The organism is Pseudomonas sp. B12(2026), assembly GCF_057767015.1.
The window spans coordinates 675394-696845 of the sequence record NZ_CM173430.1 but is presented as its reverse complement, the minus strand read 5'-3'; the positions used below and the strand labels follow the sequence as shown (position 1 = coordinate 696845).

Annotated in this window: 20 protein-coding genes and 2 riboswitches; of the genes, 9 read left to right on the top strand and 11 right to left on the bottom strand. The window is 69.2% G+C overall.

Translation table 11 applies throughout. The features are described from left to right. Window positions 1-3: 3 nt before the first annotated feature. From AC3B6A_RS03310 to AC3B6A_RS03300, 3 genes are all read left to right on the top strand, one after another. On the top strand, window positions 4-522 hold the full coding sequence (locus AC3B6A_RS03310; RefSeq protein WP_488400889.1) for a DUF3299 domain-containing protein: 519 nt from the start codon (window positions 4-6) through the stop codon (window positions 520-522). Window positions 523-659: 137 nt separating this feature from the next. Beyond that, window positions 660-1349, top strand: a complete 690-nt coding sequence (locus tag AC3B6A_RS03305; RefSeq protein WP_488400888.1) for an OmpW family outer membrane protein — start codon at window positions 660-662, stop codon at window positions 1347-1349. Between the two features lie 57 nt (window positions 1350-1406). Further along, a complete protein-coding gene (locus AC3B6A_RS03300) occupies window positions 1407-1763 on the top strand; it encodes a SirB2 family protein (RefSeq protein WP_488400887.1) in 357 nt (118 codons plus the stop codon). Here the strand turns inward: AC3B6A_RS03300 and AC3B6A_RS03295 are convergent. From AC3B6A_RS03295 to nirA, 4 genes are all read right to left on the bottom strand, one after another. Then, window positions 1744-2691, bottom strand: coding sequence for an NAD-dependent epimerase/dehydratase family protein (locus AC3B6A_RS03295; RefSeq protein WP_488400886.1), 948 nt, complete (start codon window positions 2689-2691; stop codon window positions 1744-1746). The genes AC3B6A_RS03300 and AC3B6A_RS03295 overlap by 20 nt on opposite strands. Continuing rightward, window positions 2684-3568, bottom strand: a complete 885-nt coding sequence (locus tag AC3B6A_RS03290; RefSeq protein ID WP_488400885.1) for a sugar nucleotide-binding protein — start codon at window positions 3566-3568, stop codon at window positions 2684-2686. Before AC3B6A_RS03290 ends, AC3B6A_RS03295 begins: the two co-directional genes overlap by 8 nt. A gap of 140 nt (window positions 3569-3708) precedes the next feature. Then, complete coding sequence (locus tag AC3B6A_RS03285) at window positions 3709-4275, bottom strand: DUF934 domain-containing protein (RefSeq protein WP_488400884.1); 567 nt, start codon at window positions 4273-4275, stop codon at window positions 3709-3711. Continuing rightward, complete coding sequence (gene nirA, locus AC3B6A_RS03280; protein ID WP_488400883.1) at window positions 4272-5936, bottom strand: nitrite reductase NirA; 1665 nt, start codon at window positions 5934-5936, stop codon at window positions 4272-4274. Before nirA ends, AC3B6A_RS03285 begins: the two co-directional genes overlap by 4 nt. Window positions 5937-6280: 344 nt before the next feature. Here nirA and ccoG point away from each other — a divergent pair, with 344 nt between their 5' ends. Together ccoG and mapR are read left to right on the top strand one after the other, a co-directional pair. Next, the gene (ccoG, locus tag AC3B6A_RS03275; RefSeq protein ID WP_488400882.1) at window positions 6281-7690 is read left to right on the top strand and encodes a cytochrome c oxidase accessory protein CcoG; all 1410 of its coding nucleotides are present in this window, start codon (window positions 6281-6283) and stop codon (window positions 7688-7690) included. Window positions 7691-7764: 74 nt separating this feature from the next. Then, the gene (gene mapR / locus AC3B6A_RS03270; RefSeq protein WP_488403493.1) at window positions 7765-9174 is read left to right on the top strand and encodes a GntR family transcriptional regulator MpaR; all 1410 of its coding nucleotides are present in this window, start codon (window positions 7765-7767) and stop codon (window positions 9172-9174) included. A 147-nt stretch (window positions 9175-9321) separates the two neighbouring features. On the opposite strand, the gene cobM is transcribed toward mapR, so the two are convergent. The 4 genes from cobM to AC3B6A_RS03250 all read right to left on the bottom strand — a co-directional run bounded on the left by cobM (window position 9322) and on the right by AC3B6A_RS03250 (window position 11573). Next, entirely contained in the window at window positions 9322-10068 is a 747-nt protein-coding gene (gene cobM / locus AC3B6A_RS03265; protein WP_488400881.1) for a precorrin-4 C(11)-methyltransferase, read from the bottom strand. Beyond that, on the bottom strand, window positions 10065-10481 hold the full coding sequence (locus AC3B6A_RS03260) for a cobalamin biosynthesis protein (protein ID WP_488400880.1): 417 nt from the start codon (window positions 10479-10481) through the stop codon (window positions 10065-10067). The genes cobM and AC3B6A_RS03260 overlap by 4 nt, the downstream gene beginning before the upstream one ends. 82 nt (window positions 10482-10563) lie before the next feature. After that, window positions 10564-11262, bottom strand: a complete 699-nt coding sequence (locus AC3B6A_RS03255; RefSeq protein WP_488400879.1) for a CbtA family protein — start codon at window positions 11260-11262, stop codon at window positions 10564-10566. 125 nt (window positions 11263-11387) lie between these two features. Further along, window positions 11388-11573, bottom strand: a complete 186-nt coding sequence (locus tag AC3B6A_RS03250) for a CbtB domain-containing protein (protein WP_488400878.1) — start codon at window positions 11571-11573, stop codon at window positions 11388-11390. 105 nt (window positions 11574-11678) lie between these two features. After that, window positions 11679-11897, bottom strand: a riboswitch (cobalamin riboswitch). Window positions 11898-11957: 60 nt separating this feature from the next. Further along, window positions 11958-12152, top strand: a riboswitch (cobalamin riboswitch). Between the two features lie 234 nt (window positions 12153-12386). Between AC3B6A_RS03250 and cobW the strand changes: the two genes are divergently transcribed. Continuing rightward, window positions 12387-13439 (top strand): cobalamin biosynthesis protein CobW, encoded by a 1053-nt coding sequence (gene cobW, locus AC3B6A_RS03245; protein ID WP_488400877.1) that lies wholly within the window; start codon window positions 12387-12389, stop codon window positions 13437-13439. 180 nt (window positions 13440-13619) lie between these two features. Continuing rightward, entirely contained in the window at window positions 13620-17351 is a 3732-nt protein-coding gene (cobN, locus tag AC3B6A_RS03240; RefSeq protein WP_488400876.1) for a cobaltochelatase subunit CobN, read from the top strand. Window positions 17352-17427: 76 nt separating this feature from the next. Here the strand turns inward: cobN and AC3B6A_RS03235 are convergent, their stop codons facing one another. The 3 genes from AC3B6A_RS03235 to AC3B6A_RS03225 all read right to left on the bottom strand — a co-directional run bounded on the left by AC3B6A_RS03235 (window position 17428) and on the right by AC3B6A_RS03225 (window position 19502). Continuing rightward, window positions 17428-17799 carry a hypothetical protein gene (locus tag AC3B6A_RS03235; RefSeq protein ID WP_488400875.1) on the bottom strand — a complete coding sequence of 124 codons (372 nt, stop codon included), beginning with the start codon at window positions 17797-17799 and terminating at the stop codon, window positions 17428-17430. Window positions 17800-17964: 165 nt separating this feature from the next. After that, window positions 17965-19062, bottom strand: coding sequence for a 3-deoxy-7-phosphoheptulonate synthase (locus tag AC3B6A_RS03230; protein ID WP_488400874.1), 1098 nt, complete (start codon window positions 19060-19062; stop codon window positions 17965-17967). 305 nt (window positions 19063-19367) lie between these two features. Beyond that, complete coding sequence (locus tag AC3B6A_RS03225) at window positions 19368-19502, bottom strand: hypothetical protein (protein ID WP_488400873.1); 135 nt, start codon at window positions 19500-19502, stop codon at window positions 19368-19370. A 132-nt stretch (window positions 19503-19634) separates the two neighbouring features. Here AC3B6A_RS03225 and AC3B6A_RS03220 point away from each other — a divergent pair, with 132 nt between their 5' ends. Further along, window positions 19635-20642 carry a magnesium chelatase ATPase subunit I gene (locus tag AC3B6A_RS03220; protein ID WP_488400872.1) on the top strand — a complete coding sequence of 336 codons (1008 nt, stop codon included), beginning with the start codon at window positions 19635-19637 and terminating at the stop codon, window positions 20640-20642. Next, window positions 20624-21298, top strand: coding sequence for a vWA domain-containing protein (locus AC3B6A_RS03215; protein WP_488403491.1), 675 nt, complete (start codon window positions 20624-20626; stop codon window positions 21296-21298). The genes AC3B6A_RS03220 and AC3B6A_RS03215 overlap by 19 nt, the downstream gene beginning before the upstream one ends. The last annotated feature ends 154 nt before the right edge of the window (window positions 21299-21452 follow it).

Here is a 21452-nt window from a genome sequence, read left to right as displayed (position 1 = left end):
CCCATGCGCCGCCTGCTGTTCCTCCTGCTGCTCGCCACCAGCGCCACCGTCTGGGCGGCGCCGCGCGAGCTGACCTGGCCCGAGCTGATCCCCGAGGGCGCGCCGCCGCCCCCGCCGCCGGTGCCGCTGCACGACCTGTCGAAGCTCTCCGACGTGCTCAATTCGGAAAGCGGCCCGGCGGTGAAGCAGCAGGCGCCCGACGCCCCGGTGGTGCAGGCGCTGGACGGGCAGGAAGTGAAGATGCCGGGCTACATCGTGCCGCTGGAGGTGGAAGAGGACGGCCAGAGCGTCCGCGACTTCCTGCTGGTGCCCTACTACGGCGCGTGCATCCACGTGCCGCCGCCGCCGTCGAACCAGATCGTCTACGTGCGCGGCGGCAAGGGTGTGAAGGTGGACGAGCTGTACCAGCCGTTCTGGGTCACCGGCAGGCTCAGCGTCAAGGCGGTGGAAAGCGATCTGGCCGAAGCCGGCTACCAGATGCAGGCGAGTAGCATAGAAATCTACGAATACACCGGCCAGTAATGACGTGCGGCACCGTGCCACACCCGAATTACCCATACAGCCTGTGGGCTTTATTGAGCCAAATCAAAGGACGCGTTTTAGCGCTGTCTACTATTTTGAGCACCAACACTTATACCAAAGAGATATTGGAGCTCATCATGCGTAAGTCCTGGCTCACCACCTCGCTTCTTGCACTCGCCGTCGCAACGCCCGTCGTGGCCCAGGCCGCCGACATCCGCGGGCACCAGGCTGGCGATTTCCTCGTCCGCGGCGGTATCGCCACCGTTGCTCCCAACGATGACAGCAGCAGCCTCAAGCTCAACGGCGGCAAACTGGGTGGCAAAGCTACCGTTGACAGCGATACCCAACTGGGCCTGACCTTCGCCTACCTGCTCACCGACCAGATCGGTGTCGAGCTGGTTGCCGCCACCCCCTTCAAGCACCAGGTCGACGTGAAAGGCCTGGGCGCTCTCGATGGCAAACTGGCCGACGTCAAGCAACTGCCGCCGACCGTGCTGCTGCAGTACTACCCCATGGGTGGTACCAACTCCGCCTTCCAGCCCTATGGCGGCCTGGGTATCAACTACACCACCTTCTTCGAGGAAGACCTGACCAGCAGCCGCAAGGACCAGGGCTTCAGCAACCTGAAGCTGGATGATTCCTGGGGCATGGCCGCCGAGCTGGGCATGGACTACATGCTCAACGAACACGCCTTCGTCAACGCCGCGGTCTGGTACATGGATATCGACACCACCGCTACTACCGATCTGGCCGGTGCCGGCAAGGTCAAAGTCGATGTTGATGTCGACCCCTGGGTTTACATGGTCGGTTTCGGTTACCGTTTCTAACGGACCAACCGCGAAAAAGGCGCCCGAGGGCGCCTTTTTCATTTCCAGGGAAACGCCATGTACCTCGAACTCAAGGCACTGCACGTCAGCCTCGCCATCATCAGCACCCTTCTCTTCTTCCTGCGCCTGGGCTTCAGCTGGTGGGGCAAGCGCCCCTCGGGCTGGCAGCGCGGCCTGCCCCATCTGATCGACACCCTGCTGCTGCTCAGTGCCCTGGGCCTGGTGCACCTGGCGATGCCCTGGCCGTTGCCGGTCTGGCTGCAGGCCAAGATCGGCCTGCTGGTGCTCTACATCGTGCTGGCGGCCTTCGCCCTGCGCAGCGCGTCGAAGCCACGCAAGGCCGTGTTCAGCGTATTGGCGCTGGGTTCGCTGGCCGGCATCTTCCTGCTGGCGATCAACAAACCCTGGTGGTGATCAACCGGGCGAGCCCTTGCGCCAGCGGCGTGGGCGCGTCCAGGCGGTAGCGCTCCAGCAGGCGCCGGTTATCGGCGCGGGAGTGGCGGATGTCGCCGGGCCGCGGCGCCGCGTAGGTGATCGCCGGCAGCCCGCCGGTGAGCTTGCCGATCTCGGCCAGCAGCTGGTTGAGGCTGGTGGACTGGTCCAGGCCGACGTTGGTCGCCGACTCGGCCACCGTGTCGGCCAGCAGCGCCTGCACCAGCAGCTTGACCAGGTCGCCGACGTAGATGAAGTCGCGGGTCTGCTCGCCATCGCCGAACACGGTGATCGGCAGGCCCTGCTCGGCGCGCTGGGCGAAGATGCTGATCACCCCCGAATAGGGCGACGACGGGTCCTGGCGCGGCCCGTAGACGTTGAAGAAACGGAAGATCGCCGGCTCCAGGCCATGCTCGCGGCGATAGAAGTCCAGGTAGTGCTCGCTGGCCAGCTTGTCCGCGGCGTAGGGCGTCAGCGGCGCCTTGACGGTGTCCTCGTCGATGGCCGCGCCTTCGCCGTTCTGCCCGTAGACCGCGGCGCTGGAGGCGAACAGCACGCGCCGGATGCCCTCCAGGCGCATGGCCTCGCAGAGATTCAGGGTGCCGATGAAATTGCTCCGGTGGGTTGCCACCGGGTTTTCCACCGAGGCCTGCACCGAGGCCACCGCGGCCAGATGCACCACGCCCTGGCAGCCGCTCACCGCCCGGCGCAGCAGCGCCGCGTCGGCGACATCGCCGACCACCAGTTCAACGCGCCCGTCGAGGTTTTCGCGCTTGCCGGTGGAAAGGTCGTCCAGCACGCGCACGGCAAAGCCCCGCGCCAGCAGGGCGTCCGCCAGATGGGAGCCGATGAACCCGGCGCCGCCGGTGATGAGGATCGGCTGCGCGGAGGGGGAAAGACGTTCAGACATGGCGGTAGTACCGGTCCAGCAATGCCGGCAGGCCGGCGCGCCAGGCGCGCGGCTTGATGCCGAAGGTATGGAGGATCTTCTTGCAGGCCAGCACCGCGTGCTGCGGCTCGTCGCTGGCGTCCGCGCGCGCGGCGTGGGCCTGCGGGCTCGGTTCCTGCACGGCCAGGCCACGGAAGGCGCGCGCCTCGCCGAGCACGACCTGGCCCAGGGACAGGGTGGTGGTGGCCTCCAGGCCGCCGTAGTGGTAGGTGCCCCACAGCGGCGCCTGGCAGTCGAGCTGCTTGAGCACCGAGAGGATCACCCGCGCGGCGTCGTCCACCGGCGTCGGGTTGCCACGGCGGTCGTCGGCGAGGAACAGCACCTGCTCGTTCTCGGCGCGTTCGAGGAAGCGCCCGAGCACGCCGTCGAGGCTGTCGTCGAGCAGCCAGCCGAAGCGCAGCAGCACATGCCGCGGGCAGGTCGCGCGGACCCACTGTTCCATGCGCCACAGCGCCTGGCCGCGCGGGCCCAGCGGCAGCGGCTCGTCCTTCTCGCTGTAGGCGGTGGCGCGGGCGCCGTCGAACACGCGGTAGCTGGAGGGCTGGATCAGCAGGATCTCGTGGTGCTGGCAGAGTTCGGCCAGGCGCTCCACGGCGCGTTCCTGGCTGGCCAGGCGGACGTCGCTGACGGTCTCGGCCTGGAACCAGTCGAAGTAGTAGGCAAGGTTGATCACCGCGTCGGGACGGGTTTCGTCCAGCAGGACGGTGAGGCTGGAGGCGTCCCAGCCGCCTTCGGGCGGCCGGGGGGCGAGGAAGCCGATGTCTTCCTCGGCGCCCAGGCGGATCAGCGCCTGTCCAAGGGCATTACCGCCGCCCAACAGCATCAGGCGCATGCGCATAGTCTGGGGTCACTCGAATCCGTGGGTTACCGCCGGTGCGCTCGGGCGCCGGGGATGATGCCCGCATTTTTCCTGCCCCCCGGCACAGCGTCAAGCGTGGCCGACCCGCCGCGGCCCCGGCCGCCGGCGGCCAAGGGGCCTCAGGAGCGGCGGCGGAACAGCGGGCGCGGCTCGATCACCGAGCGGCCGTAGAGCACGCTCAGGCCGGCCAGGCCCTTGAGCGCGTCGTCCACCGACTTGTCCTCGCGCACGGCGAAGGCGTCGAAACCGCACTGGCGCATGTGCGCCAGCTGGTCGCGCAGCACGTCGCCCACCGCGCGCAGCTCGCCGCGCCAGCCCAGGCGGCTGCGCAGCAGGTAGGCCAGGCTGTAGCCGCGGCCGTCGCGGAAGCTGGGGAAGTCGATGGCGATCAGCGCCGGCTCCTTCAGGCGCCAGACGAGGTCCCCGGGATCGTCCTCCGGGGACAGCCAGACGCCATGCTTTTGTTGTAGGAGCGAGCTTGCTCGCGAATCGCCCAGCGCCGGTGTTTGAGGTGAATCCTGTTCGCGAGCAAGCTCGCTCCTACAGGGCGTGGCGCTCAACCACGTTTCCAGCGGCAGGATCAGATTGCCTTCGGGCAATTCCTCCGGCACTTCGCGCAGTAGCATCCAGGGATCGTTCGGCGCCAGCTCGGCAACGCCGTCCCGCAAGCGGATCAGGTTCTTCATGCCGACACCTCCGCCTGGCGGTAGACCCGCGCCTTGAACGGCTCCAGGCCGATGCGTTCGACCGTCTCGACGAAGCGCTCGCCGGCGCCGCGCTGTTCCACGTAGGTGCGCACCAGCGCTTCGATCACGTCCGGCACTTCGGCGGCGCTGAACGACGGGCCGATCACCTTGCCCAGCGTGCTGCGCGTGCCCTGGGCGCCGCCGAGGGTGACCTGGTACCACTCGCTACCGTTCTTGTCGACGCCGAGGATGCCGATGTTGCCGATGTGGTGGTGGCCGCAGGCGTTCATGCAGCCGGAGATGTTCAGGCTCAGGTCGCCGAGGTCGTGCAGGTAGTCGAGGTCCTCGAAACGCTGCTGGATACCCTGGGCGATGGGGATCGACTTGGCGTTGGCCAGCGCGCAGAAGTCGCCGCCGGGGCAGGCGATGATGTCGGTCAGCAGGCCCTGGTTCGGCGTGCCCAGCCCGGCGTCGCACGCCTCGCGCCAGAGCGCGTGGAGGTCGGACTTGCGCACGTCCGGCAGCACCAGGTTCTGCTCGTGGGCAACGCGGATTTCGCCGAAGCCGAAGCGCTCGGCCCAGTCGGCGACGCGCTCCATCTGCGCGGCGGTGACGTCCCCCGGCGGCGCCTCGGCGCCCGGCTTGGTGGACAGCACGACGCTGGCGTAACCCGGCACGCGGTGCGGGCGCACGTTGCGCGAGACCCAGCGGGCAAAGCCGGCATCGGCGGCCAGCGCGCTGCCGTAGGCCAGCTCATCGGCCGGCGCATAGACCGGCGGCTCGAAGGCGGCGGCCACGCGTTCGTATTCGTCGAGCGTCAGCTGCGCCTCGCCGTCGCGCAGGTGCTGCCACTCCTCCTCCACCTCGCGGGCGAACGCCTCGATGCCCAGCGCCTTCACCAGGATCTTGATCCGCGCCTTGTACTTGTTGTCGCGCCGGCCGTGGCGGTTGTACACGCGCAGGATGGCCTCGACGTAGGACAGCAGGTGCTGCCAGGGCAGCTCGTCGCGGATCACCTGGCCGAGCATCGGCGTGCGCCCCAGGCCGCCGCCCACCAGCACCTTCAGGCGCAGCTCGCCGTCTTCGGCACTGCGCAGGTAGAGGCCGATGTCGTGCATCATCACCGCCGCGCGGTCTTCCTCGGCGGCGCAGAGGGCGATCTTGAACTTGCGCGGCAGGAAGAGGAATTCGGGGTTCACCGTCGACCACTGGCGGAGGATTTCCGCCAGCGGGCGCGGGTCGAGGAATTCGTCGGCGGCGACCCCGGCGAAGGCCTCGGTGGTGATGTTGCGCACGCAGTTGCCGGAAGTCTGGATGGCGTGCATCTCGACCTCGGCGAGGCGCTCGAGGATGTCCGGCACCCGCGCCAGCTCCACCCAGTTGAACTGGATGTTCTGCCGCGTGGTGAAGTGGCCGTAGCCGCGGTCGTGCTCGCGGGCGATCCAGGCCAGGGTGCGCATCTGTTCGCTGGAGAGGGTGCCGTAGGGGATCGCCACGCGCAGCATGTAGGCGTGCTTCTGCAGGTACAGGCCGTTCTGCAGGCGCAGCGGCAGGAACTCTTCCTCGCTCAGCTCGTCGCTCAGGCGCCGCCGCACCTGGTCGCGGAACTGCGCCACCCGTTCGCGCACCAGCGCGCGGTCGTAATCATCGTATCGGTACATCGCCAGGCCACCTTCGGAGCGTTGCGTGGCGGCCTGCTTCTGTCGTCGGGCACGCCACTTCAGGGATGGCCGCACTATGGCCGGCGCCTGCTGTGCAAAACAGCGGCAGATCGCGCGGGAAAAACCGGATCAGATGCGCCCCGCCCCTGCCCCGCCGGCCTGCGACCGGTTGCCGCAACATGCCCGATCAGCCGCCCCGCCGCGCAGCGCGCCAGCCCTGTGGCAGCGCGGGGCGGCGCATTCCGCGCCATCTGATATGGTTTTTTCCGGCAGACCTGAATCTGTTTCGGGTGCAGGACGGTTCGTACAGTCGCGGCGCCTCTTTTGCCTGATGGGCCACGACAATGAGCGAAAGAATCCCCGCGAAGATCGTCGAGATCGACGCCCCGCAACGCTTCACCCCGCCCCCGAAACCGCTGTCGGCGGTCACCCCGACGGTCTACACCAAGCGCTTCGCCGGGCGTTTCCGCGACCTGCGCAGGCTCGGCGGCGCGCTGCTGTTCCTGCTGTTCTTCGGCACCCTCTGGCTGCAGTGGAACGGCCGCCAGGCGGTGCTCTGGGACCTGCCCGAGCGCAAGTTCTACATCTTCGGCGCGACCTTCTGGCCGCAGGATTTCATCCTGCTCTCGGCGATCCTGATCATCGCCGCCTTCGGCCTGTTCTTCATCACCGTGTTCGCCGGCCGCGTCTGGTGCGGCTACACCTGCCCGCAGAGCGTGTGGACCTGGATCTTCATGTGGGCCGAGCAGGTCACCGAGGGCGACCGCAACCAGCGCATGAAGCTGGACAAGGCCCCGGCCAGCGCCGAGAAGTTCCTGCGCAAGGGCGCCAAGCACGGGCTCTGGCTGCTGATCAGCCTGGTCACGGCGGTCACCTTCATCGGCTACTTCACCCCGGTGCGGCCGCTGGTGGCGGACCTGCTGAGCTTGCGCCTGGACCTGGAAAGCACCTTCTGGGTCGCCTTCTTCGCCGCCGCCACCTACGCCAACGCCGGCTGGCTGCGCGAGCAGGTGTGCATCCACATGTGCCCCTACTCGCGCTTCCAGAGCGTGATGTTCGACAAGGACACCCTGATCATTTCCTACGACGCGGCGCGCGGCGAATCCCGTGGCGCGCGCCGCAAGGACGCCGATCCCAAGGCCCTCGGCCTGGGCGACTGCATCGACTGCTTCCAGTGCGTGCAGGTCTGCCCCACCGGCATCGACATCCGCGACGGCCTGCAGATCGCCTGCATCGGCTGCGCCGCCTGCATCGACGCCTGCGACTCGGTGATGGACAAGATGGGCTACGACCAGGGCCTGGTGCGCTACACCTCCGAGCGCGCGCTGGAAGGCGGCAAGACCCGGCTGCTGCGCCCGCGCCTGATCGGCTACGCGGCGGTGCTGCTGGCGATGATCGGCGCCTTCGTCTGGGCGCTGCAGGCGCGGCCGCTGATCAACCTCGACGTGGCCCGCGACCGCGGCCTGTTCCGCGAGAACGCCGCCGGCGAGATCGAGAACATCTACAACCTCAAGCTGATCAACAAGACCCAGCAGCCGCAGCACTACCAACTGAGCCTCGCCGACGGCGCCGGCTACCGCCTGCAGGGCGTGCCGGAGCTGCTGCTGCAACCGGGCGAGATCCGCGACTTCGCCGTCTCGGTGGCGAGCCTGGCGCAGAGCGGCGCCGCCGGATCGGTGCCGCTGCACTTCAGGGTCAGCGACGGCAATGAGGCGATCGACGCCGCCAGCACCTTCGTCTCGCCGGGGCGCTGAGCATGGCGCGCGAGCTTGGCGTGGCGGCGCCGCAGCGCCTAGAGTGGGCGGACGCTCCCACTCCCCAGGACAAGATGAAGCGCTATGAGAAGTTCGCCGACGAGATCGCCGGCCTGATCCGCAGCGGCGTGCTCGCCCCCGGGCAGAAAGTCCCCTCGGTGCGGCACGCCAGCCGCACCTACGGGGTCAGCGCTTCCACGGTGTTCCAGGCCTATTACCTGCTGGAGGACCGCGGGCTGATCGTCGCCCGTGCGCGCTCCGGCTACTTCGTCCGCGAGCACGTGCAGCGCGCCCTGGCCGAGCCGGAGATAGCCCGCCACGACGCGCAGACCACCGAGGTGGATGTCAGCGAACTGGTGTTCTCGGTGCTCAGCTCGATCAAGGACCCGGACACCGTGCCCTTCGGCTCGGCCTTCCCGGCCCCGGAGCTGTTCCCCCTGCCGCGCCTGGCGCGCTCCATGGCCCACGCCGTGCGCGACATGGACCCACGCTCGGTGGTGGCCGACCTCGCCCCCGGCAGCCACGCGCTGCGTCGGCAGATCGCCCTGCGCTACATGGTCGGCGGCATGCCGCTGCCGGTGGAGGAACTGGTGGTCACCAACGGCGCGCTGGAAGCGCTGAACCTGTGCCTGCAGGTGGTGACCCGTCCGGGCGACCTGGTGGCCATCGAGGCGCCGGCCTTCTACGCCAGCCTGCAGGTGCTGGAGCGGCTGAAACTGAAGGCGGTGGAAATCCCCGTGCACCCGCGCGAGGGCATCGACCTCGACGTGCTCGCCGACAGCCTGGCGCGCCTGCCGATCAAGGCCTGCTGGTTCATGAGCAACTTCCAGAACCCGCTGGGCGCGAGCATGGCCGAGGACAAGAAGCGCGCCCTCGCCGCCCTGCTGGCCCGGCACCAGGTGCCGCTGATCGAGGACGACGTCTACGCCGAGCTGTACTTCGCCGCCCAGGCGCCGAAGCCGGTGAAGGCCTTCGACAGCGAGGGGCTGGTGATGCACTGCAGCTCCTTCTCCAAGAACCTGGCGCCGGGCTACCGGGTCGGCTGGGTGGCCGGCGGGCGCTACGCCGAGCAGATCGAGCGGCTCAAGCTGATGACCAGCCTGTCGGCCTCGGTGCCGGCCCAGGCGGCCATCGCCGACTACCTGCAGCACGGCGGCTACGACCGCCACCTGCGCAAGCTGCGCCACGCCCTGGAAAGCCAGCAGCACGCCATGCTCGCCGCCGTGGCCCGGCACTTCCCCGCCGCCACCCGCGTCACCCGGCCCAGCGGCGGCTACTTCCTGTGGCTGGAGCTGCCCGAGCACATCGACGCGCTCAAGCTGTTCCAGCTCGCCCTGGCCCAGGGCATCAGCCTGGCGCCGGGGCCGATCTTCTCCGCCACGCGGCGCTTCGGCCATTGCCTGCGGCTGAACTACGGCCACCCGTGGACGGCGCGCAGCGAACAGGCCATGGAAACCCTCGGGCGAATCATCCACTCGCTGTAGCCCCGAGCGCCGTGGCGGCCCTTCGTAGGAGCGGATCTCATCCGCGATCCGGCCGAAAGGCCGGCGCCCAGGGTTTGCACCGCTATCGCGGTGATCGCGGATAAGATCCGCTCCTACAAAAGCGGGCCTCGCGCCATCCCCGGCGCCTCACGGGCGATACAGGTGCGCATGCCCCGCGCTGTACAGCGACGAATCGGCGAAACCCTCCGCGCCCAGCACCTTGCCCACCAGGATCAGCGCCGTGCGGCGGAAGCCCTTGGCGGCGGCCTTGGGCAGGATGTCGCCGAGGGTGCCGGTGACCTGGTCCTGGTCCGGCCAGCTGGCGCGGTGGATCACCGCGACCGGGCAGTCGGCGCCGTAATGCGGCAGCAGCTCGGCGACGATCGACGCCAGCTGGCCGACGCCCAGGTGGATCGCCAGGGTGGCGCGGTGCTGCGCCAGCTCGGCGAGGGACTCGCCCTCGGGCATCCGCGTCCGGCTTGCGTAGCGGGTCAGGATCAGCGTCTGGGAAATATCCGGCAGGGTCAGTTCGCAACCGAGGATCGCCGCGCAGGCCGAGGTGGCGGTGACGCCGGGCACGATCTCGTAGGGAATGCCGCGTTCGCGCAGGTGGCGGATCTGCTCGCCGATGGCGCCGTACAGCGACGGGTCGCCGGAGTGCACCCGCGCCACGTCCCGGCCCTCGGCGTGGGCCTGCGCCAGCAGCGCGACGATCTCGTCCAGATGCAGCTCGGCGGTGTTCACCACGCGTTCGGCGCTGTGCCCTTCCAGCACCGCCGGCGGCACCAGCGAGCCGGCGTAGAGGATCACCGGACAGGCACGGATAAGCCGCTGGCCCTTGACCGTGATGAGCTCCGGATCGCCGGGGCCGGCGCCGATGAAGTAGACCGTCATGGCTGTTCCTGTTCGGGTGCATCGGGGATGAAGGCCAGCGCGCAGGTAGCCTGGTCGCTGCGGCGCTTGCCCACCAGCAGCCGCGCTGGCGCGCCGCCCTGGGCTTCGGCCTGCAGCAGCGCCGCGGCTTCGGCGACGCTGGCGCTGCCGGTGGCCGTGCGCACCGCCTCCGATGGCTCGCCGAGGCGCTTCTCGCAGGCCGCCAGCTGTTGCGGGGTGAACAGCGCCAGCGGCAGGTCCAGCGCGGCGGCCAGGGCGCTCAGCCCTTCTTCGTCGGCCTTCAGCGTGGCGCTGGCCAGCGCGGTGAGATTCGACTCGTCGAGCCCGGCTTCCGCCAGGGTGTCCCGTAGCAGCGCGCGCAATTCATCGAGCGGGCAGCCCCGGCGGCAACCGAGGCCGGCAACCAGCGTCATGATCAGTCTCCTGAAATGGCCTCTGAAAATGAAAACCCCGCAGGCGGCAGGGCCGGCTGCGGGGTGGAGCATAGCGCCGGAATCAGGCCGACGGTGCGAAGCGGCGGAACAACCAGACGGACACGACGCCCAGGGCCGCCCAGAACACCGCGTTGGTGAGCAGCGAGGCGACGACGAACTCCCGGGCGAGGCTTTCCGGCGCGAGGCTGGCATGCACCTCCGGCTGCGGCGCGCCGACCAGGTGCGGCACCACCAGCAGCGCCAGGCCCACGCCGCGCAGCAGCCAGGCGCGGCTGAACACCAGCAGCGCGAGGCCGGCGGCGGTGGCGGCGGCGGTGCCGATCCACCAGCCCTGCCGCAGGCCCAGGTCGGCGGCGGCGGTGCCGGGCACTTCCGGCGGCAGGCCGAGGGATGGCGCCAGGGTGAACACGGCGAAACCGGCGAGGCCCCAGAGCAGGCCCTCGGAGGTCCTGCCCGGCTCGCGCAGGGTGAACAGGCCGGCCAGCATCAGGGCGAAGCCCACCGCGACCACCAGGTTGCCGCCGGTGGTGGAGAGGATGCGCTGCCAGCCGTCTTCCGGCTCCCAGGCCTGCGTGTCGTGGTGGTGGCCGGCGGCGGCGCCTTCGGCGTGCTCGTGGCTGTGCTCGGCCACGGGTTCGGCCTGCTCGTAGGTCTCCGCCTTGAGGATCAGCGGGGACACCCACAGCAACTGGACCACGGTCAGCACCAGCGCCGCGATCAGGCCGGCGAACCCGGCGGTCCGGGCGATACGTTTGATCATTTTTCTTCTCCGCACTCTCGGGCCGCACGGGGCAGGCGAAGCGACGCCGCGACCGCCTCGAACGGGCAGTCAGGGACGCTTCAATTCAGCCGGCCGACGCGCAGCCGATTGGATTCAGGGCCGCATCAGTGGCAGGGGAAGCCGGCGCTATGGCGAGTGTCATGCGCGGCGTTGTGCACCGCCTCCAGGTGCGAGAAGCCGGCGAAGTACACCAGCAACGCACCGAGCAGGCTGGCGCCGACGGCCAGGGCGATGCGCTTGGAAAGGGGGATGGAAGTGCTCGACGCGTGCGTCAGGGTGCTGCTGGACATGAACGTTCCCTCTGAAAGCTGAGTAGAGAACGCAGAGGTTGAACGCATTCGAACGCGCCGGAACCGGTCGCGCCACGGCCTGCGCCCGCCCACCGCGGGTTTGCCAAAAACGAAGGATTCCAGGCCGGTCTCCGGGCTTGCGACGCCAACCGGAAACTCCGGCCGGGCGGGTCAGCCTTCCCATGCCTTGGCACAGTGGCTACTGACGACCCTCGATGCGCTTACCGTTGCGGGGGCAGCGCCGGACTGGTCCTTGCGGACGCACCGGCTTCCCGTTTCACCTCGCGCACGTCGGCGCGAGACACCTGAAACCGCGCTAGCTGACCACGGCGGCCGGCAGGCGTCAACCGATCCCCGGCGATTGACCGCCTGGCCTGCGCTGCGTAGCCTTCTGGGCTTCGAGGTTCTCCGGCGCTGGCCGGAGCTAAGAGGGAACGTGGAAATCTTCGGATGCGCCACGGCTGCCCCCGCAACTGTGAACAGCCTGTCTCTTCATGTGCCACTGCCGATTCGGGCGGGAAGGCGAAGGGATAACAAGCGGCTGTGAGCCAGGAGACCTGCCTCGTGACTGGTTTTCGATCTGCTGCGCGTCGGCATAACGGCGTTAAAAATCGGCTCGAGATGCTCATTTGCTAAAGCAAACTCCGCTCTCTCGCCGCTTTTTGCCTTGTTCTGCTCTAGCTCGCGAGATCCGGAACCGGTTTGTTCTCTACACGACAACCGGGCGGGGTGATCCGGTGGCGACCTTCGTTGCGCGGCGAACCCGCGCGCGCGCCCTTCATCCGCCTTCCAACTTCCGCTTGCGAGGCGCGCATGAAAACCCTGGCCAAACTCCCCGTCACCATCGTCACCGGCTTCCTCGGCGCCGGTAAGACCACCCTGCTCCGCCACATGCTCGACAATGCGCAAGGCCGCCGCATCGCGGTGATCGTCAACGAATTCGGCGAGCTGGGCATCGACGGCGACATCCTCAAGCAGTGCGCCATCGGTTGCAGCGAGGAAGAAGCCGCCGGCCGCGTCTTCGAGCTGGCCAACGGCTGCCTGTGCTGCACCGTGCAGGAAGAGTTCTTCCCGGTGATGCGCGAGCTGGTGGCGCGCCGCGGCGACCTCGACCAGATCCTCGTCGAGACCTCCGGCCTGGCCCTGCCCAAGCCGCTGGTGCAGGCCTTCCAGTGGCCGGAAATCCGCAACGCCTGCACCGTCGATGCGGTGATCACCGTGGTCGACAGCCCGGCCGTGGCCGCCGGCACCTTCGCCGCCCATCCCGAGCAGGTCGACCAGCAGCGCCAGCAGGACCCGAACCTCGACCACGAATCGCCGCTGCACGAACTCTTCGAAGACCAGTTGGCCAGCGCCGACCTGGTGGTGCTGAACAAGGCCGACCTGCTCGACGCCGAGGCGCTGGCCCGGGTGCGCGCCGAGGTCGCCGAGGAGCTGCCGCCGGCGGTGAAGATCGTCGAGGCCAGCGCCGGCCAGCTGCCGCTTTCCGTGCTGCTGGGGCTGAACGCCGAGGCCGAGCTGCACATCGACAGCCGCCCGACCCACCACGACCATGAAGGGCACGAAGACCACGATCACGACGAGTTCGACTCCTTCCACGTCGACCTGCCGGAAGTGGAAGAACGCGCCCTGCTCGACACGCTGAACGCGCTGGTCGAGCGCCACGCCATCCTGCGCATCAAGGGCTTCGTGGCCATCCCCGGCAAGCCCATGCGCCTGCTGGTGCAGGGCGTCGGCAAGCGCTTCGACAAGCATTTCGACCGCGCCTGGCGCGGCGACGAAACCCGCGCCACGCGCCTGGTGGTGATCGGCCAGGAGCTGGACCAGGCCGCCATCGCCAACGCGCTGCGCACCGCCCTGGCGTGATTGCGTAGGGTGGCGTGGAGCGCAGCGATAGCCACCACCGATGATGGGCATCGCAGGCTCCACCCATCCTACGACCATGCCAATCCCCTGCAGGAGCGAGCTTGCTCGCGAACGGCCCCGCAGCGGGGTTTGGTTCGCGAGCAAGCTCGCTCCTACGAAGAGCCACTACCGAGCAAACCCATGCACCTGCTGCGCACCCAACCCGGCGGCTTCGTCCCCGACGACGGCATCGCCCACCTGGCCCAGACGCCCGCCGAGCTGGTGATCCTCTGCAGCGGCGACTCGCACCTCGCGCTGCTCGCCGAGGCCGCCCGCGGGCTGCCGGCGGACTACCCGAGCCTGCGCCTGGCCAATCCCATGCAGTTGCAGAACCACGCCTCGGTGGACCTCTACGTCGACGAGGTGCTGCGGCACGCCAGGGTCATCCTGATCTCGGTGCACGGCGGCGTCGGCTACTGGCGCTACGGCATGGAGCAACTGGCGGCGCTGGCCGAGCGCGGCGCCACGCTGATCGCGGTGCCCGGTGACGACAAGCCCGACCCCGAACTCACCGCCCTGAGCAACGTCCCGCCAGCGGACGCCGAACGGCTCTGGCAGTACCTGCGCCAGGGCGGCATGGGCAACGCCCGGCAGTTCTTCGCCTGCCTCGCCAACCGCCACCTGCAACGCGACTATGCCTGGAGCGAACCGCAGACGCTGCCGCGCGTGGCGCTCCATCACCCACAAGCCGGCAGCTGCGACCTCGCCCGCTGGCAGGCCGACTGGAACGCGGACTGGCCCGTCGCCGCGCTGCTGCTCTACCGCACGCACCTGCAGGCGGCGAACACCGGCTTCATCGACACCTTCTGCGAACGCCTCCGGCTCCAGGGCATCAACCCGCTGCCCATCGCCGTGGCTAGCCTCAAGGAAGCCGCCTGCCTGGACGCGGTGGAAAACCTGCTGGAGGCCGCCGACGCCGAGCTGATCATTAACACCACCGGCTTCGCCCAGTCCAACCCGGAAGCGCCGCAGGAGCGGCCGTTCAGACGCGACGTGCCGGTGCTGCAAGCCATCTGCTCGCTGGACAACTTCGACCTCTGGCGCGCCAACCCGCAGGGCCTGGGCCCGCGCGACCTGGCCATGCACATCGCGCTGCCGGAACTGGACGGCCGCATCATCACCCGGCCGATCAGCTTCAAGGGCCTGGCCTGGCGCAGCGAGCGCAGCCAGAGCGACGTGGTCTGCTACCTGCCGCACCTGCCGGGCATGGACTTCATCGCCGAACTGGCGCGGCGCTGGATGCTGCTGGCACGCAAGGCCAACGCCGACAAGCGCGTGGCGCTGATCCTGGCGAACTACCCGACCCGCGACGGGCGCATCGGCAACGGTGTCGGCCTGGATACGCCGGCCGCCGCGCTGAACATCCTCCGCGCGCTGGAGGCCCAGGGTTACCCGGTCGCCGGCCTGCCCGACTCCGGCACGGCGCTGATCCAGCAGTTGCTCGGCGGCGTCAGCAACGACCTGGACAGCCTCGACCTGCGCCCCTGCGCGCAGAGCCTGGCACTGGACGACTACCTCGCCTGCTTCGCGCGCCTGCCCGAAGCCAACCAGCAGGCCGTGCGCGAACGCTGGGGCGAACCGCAGCAGGACCCGATGTTCCGCAGCGGCCGCATGATGGTCGCCGGCCTGCGCTTCGGCCTCGGCTTCGTCGGCATCCAGCCGGCGCGCGGCTACCAGCTCGACGCCGCGGCGATCTACCACGATCCCTCGCTGGTGCCGCCCCACGGCTACCTCGCCTTCTACTTCTGGCTGCGCGAGGTGTTCGGCGCCGACGCGGTGGTCCACGTCGGCAAGCACGGCAACCTGGAATGGCTGCCGGGCAAGGGCGTCGGGCTCTCCGAGGAGTGCTGGCCGGACGCGATCCTCGGCCCGCTGCCGAACCTCTACCCGTTCATCGTCAACGACCCCGGCGAAGGCGCCCAGGCCAAGCGCCGCGCCCAGGCGGTGATCATCGACCATCTGATGCCGCCGCTGACCCGCGCGGAAAACTACGGCCCGCTGCGCGACCTCGAACGCCTGGCCGACGAGTACTACGACGCCTCCCTGCTCGACCCGCGCCGCGCCAATGAACTGCGCGGCGACATCCTCGTGCTGGTGCGCGAAACCGCGCTGGACCGCGAGCTGGGCTTGCAGCTGAGCGACGATCCGGAAAGCTGGCTGCCGCAGCTGGACGCCTACCTCTGCGACCTCAAGGAATCGCAGATCCGCGATGGCCTGCACGTGTTCGGCGAGTCGCCCGTGGGCGAGCTGCGCCGCGACACGCTGCTGTCGCTGGTGCGCATCCCGCGCGGCGACGGGCGCGGCGGCAACGCCAGCCTGCTGCGCGCGCTGAGCGAAGATCTGCAGCTGGGCCGCGATCCGCTGGACGAAGCCTTCGCGCAAGCCTGGGAAGGTCCGCGCCCCGATGTGCTGCTCGCCGTGAGCGACGAACCCTGGCGCAGCAACGGCGACACCCGCGAGCGTCTGGAGCTGCTCGCCCTGCGCCTGATCGACGGTTCAGCCAGTGCCCCCGGAAGCGCCAGCGCGGCGGTGCTCGCCCAGTTGCACGGGCAGATCGCGCCGACGCTCGACGCCTGCGGCGCCAGCGAAATCGGCCACCTGCTCGCCGGCCTCGATGGTCGTTTCGTCCCGCCCGGCCCCAGTGGCGCGCCCAGTCGCGGGCGGGTCGACGTGCTGCCCACCGGGCGCAACTTCTTCACCGTCGACGTGCGCAACCTGCCCACGCCCACCGCGTTCCGCCTCGGCTTCCAGTCCGCCAGCCGCCTGCTCGAACGCCACCTGCAGGACCACGGCGACCACCTGCGCCAGCTCGGCCTGTCGGTGTGGGGCACCGCGACCATGCGCACCGGCGGCGACGACATCGCCCAGGCCCTCGCGCTGCTCGGCGTGCGCCCGGTGTGGCAGGCCGGCAGCCAGCGCGTGGAGGATTTCGAGGTACTGCCGATCAGCCTGCTCGACCGTCCGCGGGTGGACGTGACGCTGCGGGTTTCCGGCTTTTTCCGCGACGCCTTCGCCAACCTGATCCGCCTGTTCGATGCCGCCGTGCAGGCCGTCGCCGCGCTGGACGAGCCGGACGACCTGAACCCGCTGGCCGCCCGCGTGCGCGCCGATCAGGCACGCCTTATGAATGAAGGACTGGAGATCGACGAAGCCCGCCGCCAGGCCGGCTGGCGCATCTTCGGCGCCCAGCCCGGCGCCTACGGAGCGGGCGTGCAAGGCGTGATCGAATCGCGCCAGTGGGACAGCCGCGCCGACCTCGCCGAGGCCTACCTGAACTGGGGCGGCTACGCCTACGGCGCCGGCGACGACGGCACCCCGGCGCGCGAGCGCTTCGCCCAGCGCCTGTCCGGCCTGCAGGCGGTGCTGCACAACCAGGACAACCGCGAGCACGACATCCTCGATTCCAACGACTACTACCAGTTCCAGGGCGGCATGCTCGCCGCCGCCGAGGTCATCCAGGGCCAGCAGCTTTCCAGCTACCACGGCGACCACAGCCAGCCGGACAACCCGCGCATCCGCACCCTGAAGGAAGAACTCGGCCGCGTGGTGCGCGCCCGCGCGGTGAACCCGAAATGGATCGCCGGCATGAAGCGCCACGGCTACAAGGGCGCCTTCGAACTGGCCGCGACGGTGGACTACCTGTTCGCCTTCGACGCCACCAGCGAACTGGTGGACGACCACCAGTACCGCCTGCTGGCCGACGCCTACCTGCTGGACGACGACACCCGCGAATTCATCCGCCAGCACAACCCCGAAGCCCTGCGCGACATCGCCGAACGCCTGGTGGAAGCGCAGCAACGCGGGTTGTGGGAGGACCCGGGGGAATACCGCGAGACGCTGGAGAACCTGCTGGTGGACAGCGAAGAGCAGTGAAGGATTTCGCGCTTTCGTAGGAGCGGATTCATCCGCGATCGATGCCGTTACACGGTATCGCGGACGGAGTCCGCTCCTACAGGGACATGCCCCAGCGTGAAGCCAGGTGCCACATCCAGTTTTCTCTGAGCAGGAACATGAAGGCGCCCAGCGTCGAAGGCACTGCGTACGCAAAACCAGCCACGCTCCAGAGACCGCCAGCGACCAGAACGCTGAGCAATAACAGCCCCCGGCACAATGGTTTGGACAGAACGTCTGGAACCGCGTCAGCCCGGCGCGTCAGACAACGCAGCGCCACCATCAGCAACGGACCGCCAAGCCCCAGCACGGAGACGCTGGCCAGCGGGCGCCCAAACAACAGTAACGCGACCAACATCAGCGGCAGCGCCAGGCTCAGCGCCGCGTAACCAACGAAAACCGTTCGCACCGCCGGCCGATACTCATCCATCACACTCAACCTCCTTGTGAGTTGCAGGAGCGGATCTTATCCGCGAACGGGTGTTTCCATTGCAATCAGACGGAACACCTGTAGGAGCGAGCTTGCTCGCGAACCAGGCTCCGCTGCGGGGCAATGTTCGCGAGCAAGCTCGCTCCTACAAAAGAGCCGTCACCTTCAGCCTCGGCGCAGGCGCTCGGCGGCGTTCAGCAGCAGCGCCTCGGTCCCGCTCCAGCCCAGGCAGCCGTCGGTGATCGACACGCCGTAACGCAGCTCGCCCGAAAGCGCCTGGCAGCCGTCGAACAGGTGGCTCTCCAGCATCACGCCGCGCAGCGAAGCGTCGCCGGCCAGGCGCTGGTCGAGCACGCTGTCCAGCACCGCCGGCTGGCGCAGCGGGTCCTTGCCGCTGTTGGCGTGGCTGCAGTCGACCATGATGCTCGGCGCGATGCCGAGCTTCTCCAGCCCCTGGCGAATCTGCTGCACGCTCCCCGCATCGAAGTTCGGGCCGCTGTGACCGCCGCGCAGCACCAGATGGGTGTCCGGGTTGCCCTGGGTCTGTACCAGCGACGGACGGCCCAGCGCGTCGATGCCGAAGTGCTGGTGCGGGTGCGCGGCCGAGCGCATGGCGTCGGTGGCGATGCCGATGCTGCCGTCGGTGCCGTTCTTGAAGCCCACCGGCAGGTCGAGGCCGCTGACCAGCTCGCGGTGCACCTGGGATTCACTGGTGCGCGCGCCGATCGCGGCCCAGCCCAGCAGGTCGTCGAAGTAGCCGGCCACCAGCGGTTGCAGCAGTTCGGTGGCGATCGGCAGGCCGCGTTCGAGCATGCCCAGCATCAGCCGGCGCGACAGTTCGAGACCGCCGGCCATGTCGCCGCTGCCGTCCAGCCGCGGGTCGTAGACCAGGCCTTTCCAGCCGATCGTGGTGCGTGGTTTCTCGACGTAGGCGCGCATCACCAGCAGAAGCTGGTCGCTCACCTGCGGCGCCAGCTCGGCGAGGCGGTCGGCGTATTCGAGGGCGGAAACGGGGTCGTGCAGCGAGCAGGGGCCGATCACCACCAGCAGGCGCGGGTCGCGGCCATCGAGTACGGCGCGGATCGCATCGCGGCCTTCGCGGACGCGGTGGGCCATGGCGGCGGACAGCGGCAGGCGCTGGCGCAGTTCGGCGGGGCTCGGCAGCGGGTGTTCGCGGCGGCGGGCGGAGGGCAGCGGCAGGTCGAGGACTTCGGCGGTGGCTGCGTGTTCGGGGCGGATCAGGGTGGAGGTGGAAGCGTTCATCTGACTGGCATCCTTGGCCGGCGCGGTGGTCGTTCCGCGCTCGGCGCTCTATCTAAGTGTTCGTGGCAAGGCTCGTTGGGTGGCACGCAGCGCGCTGCTAAATCGCCAGTCGGAGTTGCGGTAATAGCGGTAATACGTGGTGTTCATGTCGTGATCCTCTGTCTGAGCGTTTTGGCCCAGTTCAATTCGTTGGCGATGCGGTGGCCTTGTGGGCCGGAAAAACAAAAACCCCGGTCGGGTTGCCGACCGGGGTTTCGTGAATCTGTCTGGTTGGCGACCCTGCTTGCTAGGGCGCCTGTGGGGTATCAGGCGCGCCTTTGGCTAAACCAATACCCATAGAAGAAATAGCCGGCAGCCGCGGCCAGCACCTGCGCGCGAGCGACCGCGGAGCCGATGGCAGCGGGGCGGGCGAGGGACTGGATGGACAGGCTGGACGGCATGATGTTCTCCGTGGAATGGGGCTCAACTTACTGCATCGCGGCGCGCCGATCAATCACCATGCTCTATGGAGGCGATACACGTCCCATGCCCGGTTCGCTACCATGCACGGACGCAATCCGCAGGAAATCCCCATGAGCGCCCTTCCCCATTTCCCACTGGCCGCCGTCGTCGCCGCCGATGAGCTGAAGCTGGCCCTGTGCCTGGCGGCCATCGACGCAAGCATCGGCGGCGTGCTGATCGAAGGGCCGCGCGGCATGGCCAAGTCCACCCTGGCGCGCGGCGTGGCCGACCTGCTGGACGGCGGACGCTTCGTCACCCTGCCGCTGGGCGCCAGCGAGGAGCGCATCGTCGGCACCCTCGATCTGGACGCCGCGCTGGGCGAAGGCCGCGCGCAGTTCTCCCCCGGCGTGCTGGCCCACGCCCATGGCGGCGTGCTTTACGTCGACGAAGTGAACCTGCTGCCCGACCACCTCGTCGACCTGCTGCTCGACGTGGCCGCCAGCGGGGTCAACCTGATCGAGCGCGACGGCCTGTCCCACAGCCACCCGGCGCGCTTCGTGCTGATCGGCACCATGAACCCCGAGGAAGGCGAACTGCGCCCGCAGCTGCTCGATCGCTTCGGCCTCAAGGTGCAATTGCAAGGCATCCCGGCGCCGGCCGAGCGCGCCGAGATCGTCCGCCGCCGGCTGGCCTTCGACGCCGATCCGCAGGCGTTTCTCGCGCAGTGGCAGGACGCCCAGCAGGCCCTGCAACGACGCTGCGGCGATGCGCGCCAGCGGCTGGCCGTGATCCCCCTGGACGATGCCGCGCTGGACACCATCGCCGAGCGCTGCCACGCCGCCGGCGTCGACGGCCTGCGCGCCGACCTGGTCTGGCTGCGCGCCGCCCGCGCCCATGCGGCCTGGCGCGGCGCCGGCGCCATCGAGGCGCGGGACATCGATGCGGTGGAGCACTTCGCCCTCGCCCATCGCCGCCGCCATCCGCCGCAGCAGTCGAACGCACAACCGCCGCAGGCGCAGCGCCAGTCGCAGCAACAGCCCGGCAGCGACGGCGGCGAAGGCCAGTGGGGCGAGCTGCCCGCCCAGCCCGTCGCCATGGGCGAGCGCCGGCAACTGGCGGGCTGGCCAAAAAAGCCCTGAGCATCCGCCCGCGCCCGGCCCCAGGCGCGGATGCCACCCCCCGACCCGGCCAGCTCGCCGGCGGCCGCAGCGGCGCCCGCCAGCCGGGCGCGCACGGCCGCATCGACTGGCCCGCGACCCTGCGCAACGGCCGCCCGCGGCGCCGTGCCGACCTCGTCCTGCGCGCCCGCAGCCACAAGCCCGCCGAACTCTGGCTGGTGATCGTCGACGCCTCCGCCAGCACCCGCCGCCACGGCGCCCTCGCCCAGGCCAAGGGACTGCTCGCCGACACCTTCGAACAGGCCTACCGCCAGCGCGCCCACCTCGCCGTACTGCACGCCACCGGCGCGCAACCGCGCTGGCTGTGGCAGGGACACAAAGCCTCGGCGCAGTTGCAGACCTGGCTGGAACAGCTCGGCGCCGGCGGCGGCACCCCGCTGATCGAGGCGCTGCAGCAGGCCCGTGACTGGCTGGAAAAGCGCCAGCGGCTGAAGCCCGGCGAGCGCCAGCGCCTGCTGGTGCTGACCGATGGGCGACTACGCGATTGGCCGACACTGCCACCGATGGCCTGCCCGACGCTGCTGGTGGATATCGAGGGTGGCGCGGTGCGGTTGGGACGGGCGCGAAAGCTGGCCCAGGAGCTGGATGCGGAGTATCGGCAGATCAATGATCTTTAGGAAAAAATCGATAAGGCCGCATACCCGGTCATTTTTCATCGCCCGGTAGAGGAATACTCTGACTTGACCGCAAGGAGGCGGCTATCTAATCTCCGCGCATCCCGCCCAAGGCAGTAAGCCGTCCGACTCATCCAGGACGTGCCGATCCCTTGGG

What these genes read in the sequence shown, in the direction of transcription:
- AC3B6A_RS03310 (WP_488400889.1), top strand. Translation starts at nt 4, where the DNA reads ATGCGCCGCCTGCTGTTCCTCCTGCTGCTCGCCACCAGCGCCACCGTC.
- AC3B6A_RS03305 (WP_488400888.1), top strand. Translation starts at nt 660, where the DNA reads ATGCGTAAGTCCTGGCTCACCACCTCGCTTCTTGCACTCGCCGTCGCA.
- AC3B6A_RS03300 (WP_488400887.1), top strand. Translation starts at nt 1,407, where the DNA reads ATGTACCTCGAACTCAAGGCACTGCACGTCAGCCTCGCCATCATCAGC.
- AC3B6A_RS03295 (WP_488400886.1), bottom strand. Translation starts at nt 2,691, where the DNA reads ATGTCTGAACGTCTTTCCCCCTCCGCGCAGCCGATCCTCATCACCGGC.
- AC3B6A_RS03290 (WP_488400885.1), bottom strand. Translation starts at nt 3,568, where the DNA reads ATGCGCATGCGCCTGATGCTGTTGGGCGGCGGTAATGCCCTTGGACAG.
- AC3B6A_RS03285 (WP_488400884.1), bottom strand. Translation starts at nt 4,275, where the DNA reads ATGAAGAACCTGATCCGCTTGCGGGACGGCGTTGCCGAGCTGGCGCCG.
- nirA (WP_488400883.1), bottom strand. Translation starts at nt 5,936, where the DNA reads ATGTACCGATACGATGATTACGACCGCGCGCTGGTGCGCGAACGGGTG.
- ccoG (WP_488400882.1), top strand. Translation starts at nt 6,281, where the DNA reads ATGAGCGAAAGAATCCCCGCGAAGATCGTCGAGATCGACGCCCCGCAA.
- mapR (WP_488403493.1), top strand. Translation starts at nt 7,765, where the DNA reads ATGAAGCGCTATGAGAAGTTCGCCGACGAGATCGCCGGCCTGATCCGC.
- cobM (WP_488400881.1), bottom strand. Translation starts at nt 10,068, where the DNA reads ATGACGGTCTACTTCATCGGCGCCGGCCCCGGCGATCCGGAGCTCATC.
- AC3B6A_RS03260 (WP_488400880.1), bottom strand. Translation starts at nt 10,481, where the DNA reads ATGACGCTGGTTGCCGGCCTCGGTTGCCGCCGGGGCTGCCCGCTCGAT.
- AC3B6A_RS03255 (WP_488400879.1), bottom strand. Translation starts at nt 11,262, where the DNA reads ATGATCAAACGTATCGCCCGGACCGCCGGGTTCGCCGGCCTGATCGCG.
- AC3B6A_RS03250 (WP_488400878.1), bottom strand. Translation starts at nt 11,573, where the DNA reads ATGTCCAGCAGCACCCTGACGCACGCGTCGAGCACTTCCATCCCCCTT.
- cobW (WP_488400877.1), top strand. Translation starts at nt 12,387, where the DNA reads ATGAAAACCCTGGCCAAACTCCCCGTCACCATCGTCACCGGCTTCCTC.
- cobN (WP_488400876.1), top strand. Translation starts at nt 13,620, where the DNA reads ATGCACCTGCTGCGCACCCAACCCGGCGGCTTCGTCCCCGACGACGGC.
- AC3B6A_RS03235 (WP_488400875.1), bottom strand. Translation starts at nt 17,799, where the DNA reads ATGGATGAGTATCGGCCGGCGGTGCGAACGGTTTTCGTTGGTTACGCG.
- AC3B6A_RS03230 (WP_488400874.1), bottom strand. Translation starts at nt 19,062, where the DNA reads ATGAACGCTTCCACCTCCACCCTGATCCGCCCCGAACACGCAGCCACC.
- AC3B6A_RS03225 (WP_488400873.1), bottom strand. Translation starts at nt 19,502, where the DNA reads ATGCCGTCCAGCCTGTCCATCCAGTCCCTCGCCCGCCCCGCTGCCATC.
- AC3B6A_RS03220 (WP_488400872.1), top strand. Translation starts at nt 19,635, where the DNA reads ATGAGCGCCCTTCCCCATTTCCCACTGGCCGCCGTCGTCGCCGCCGAT.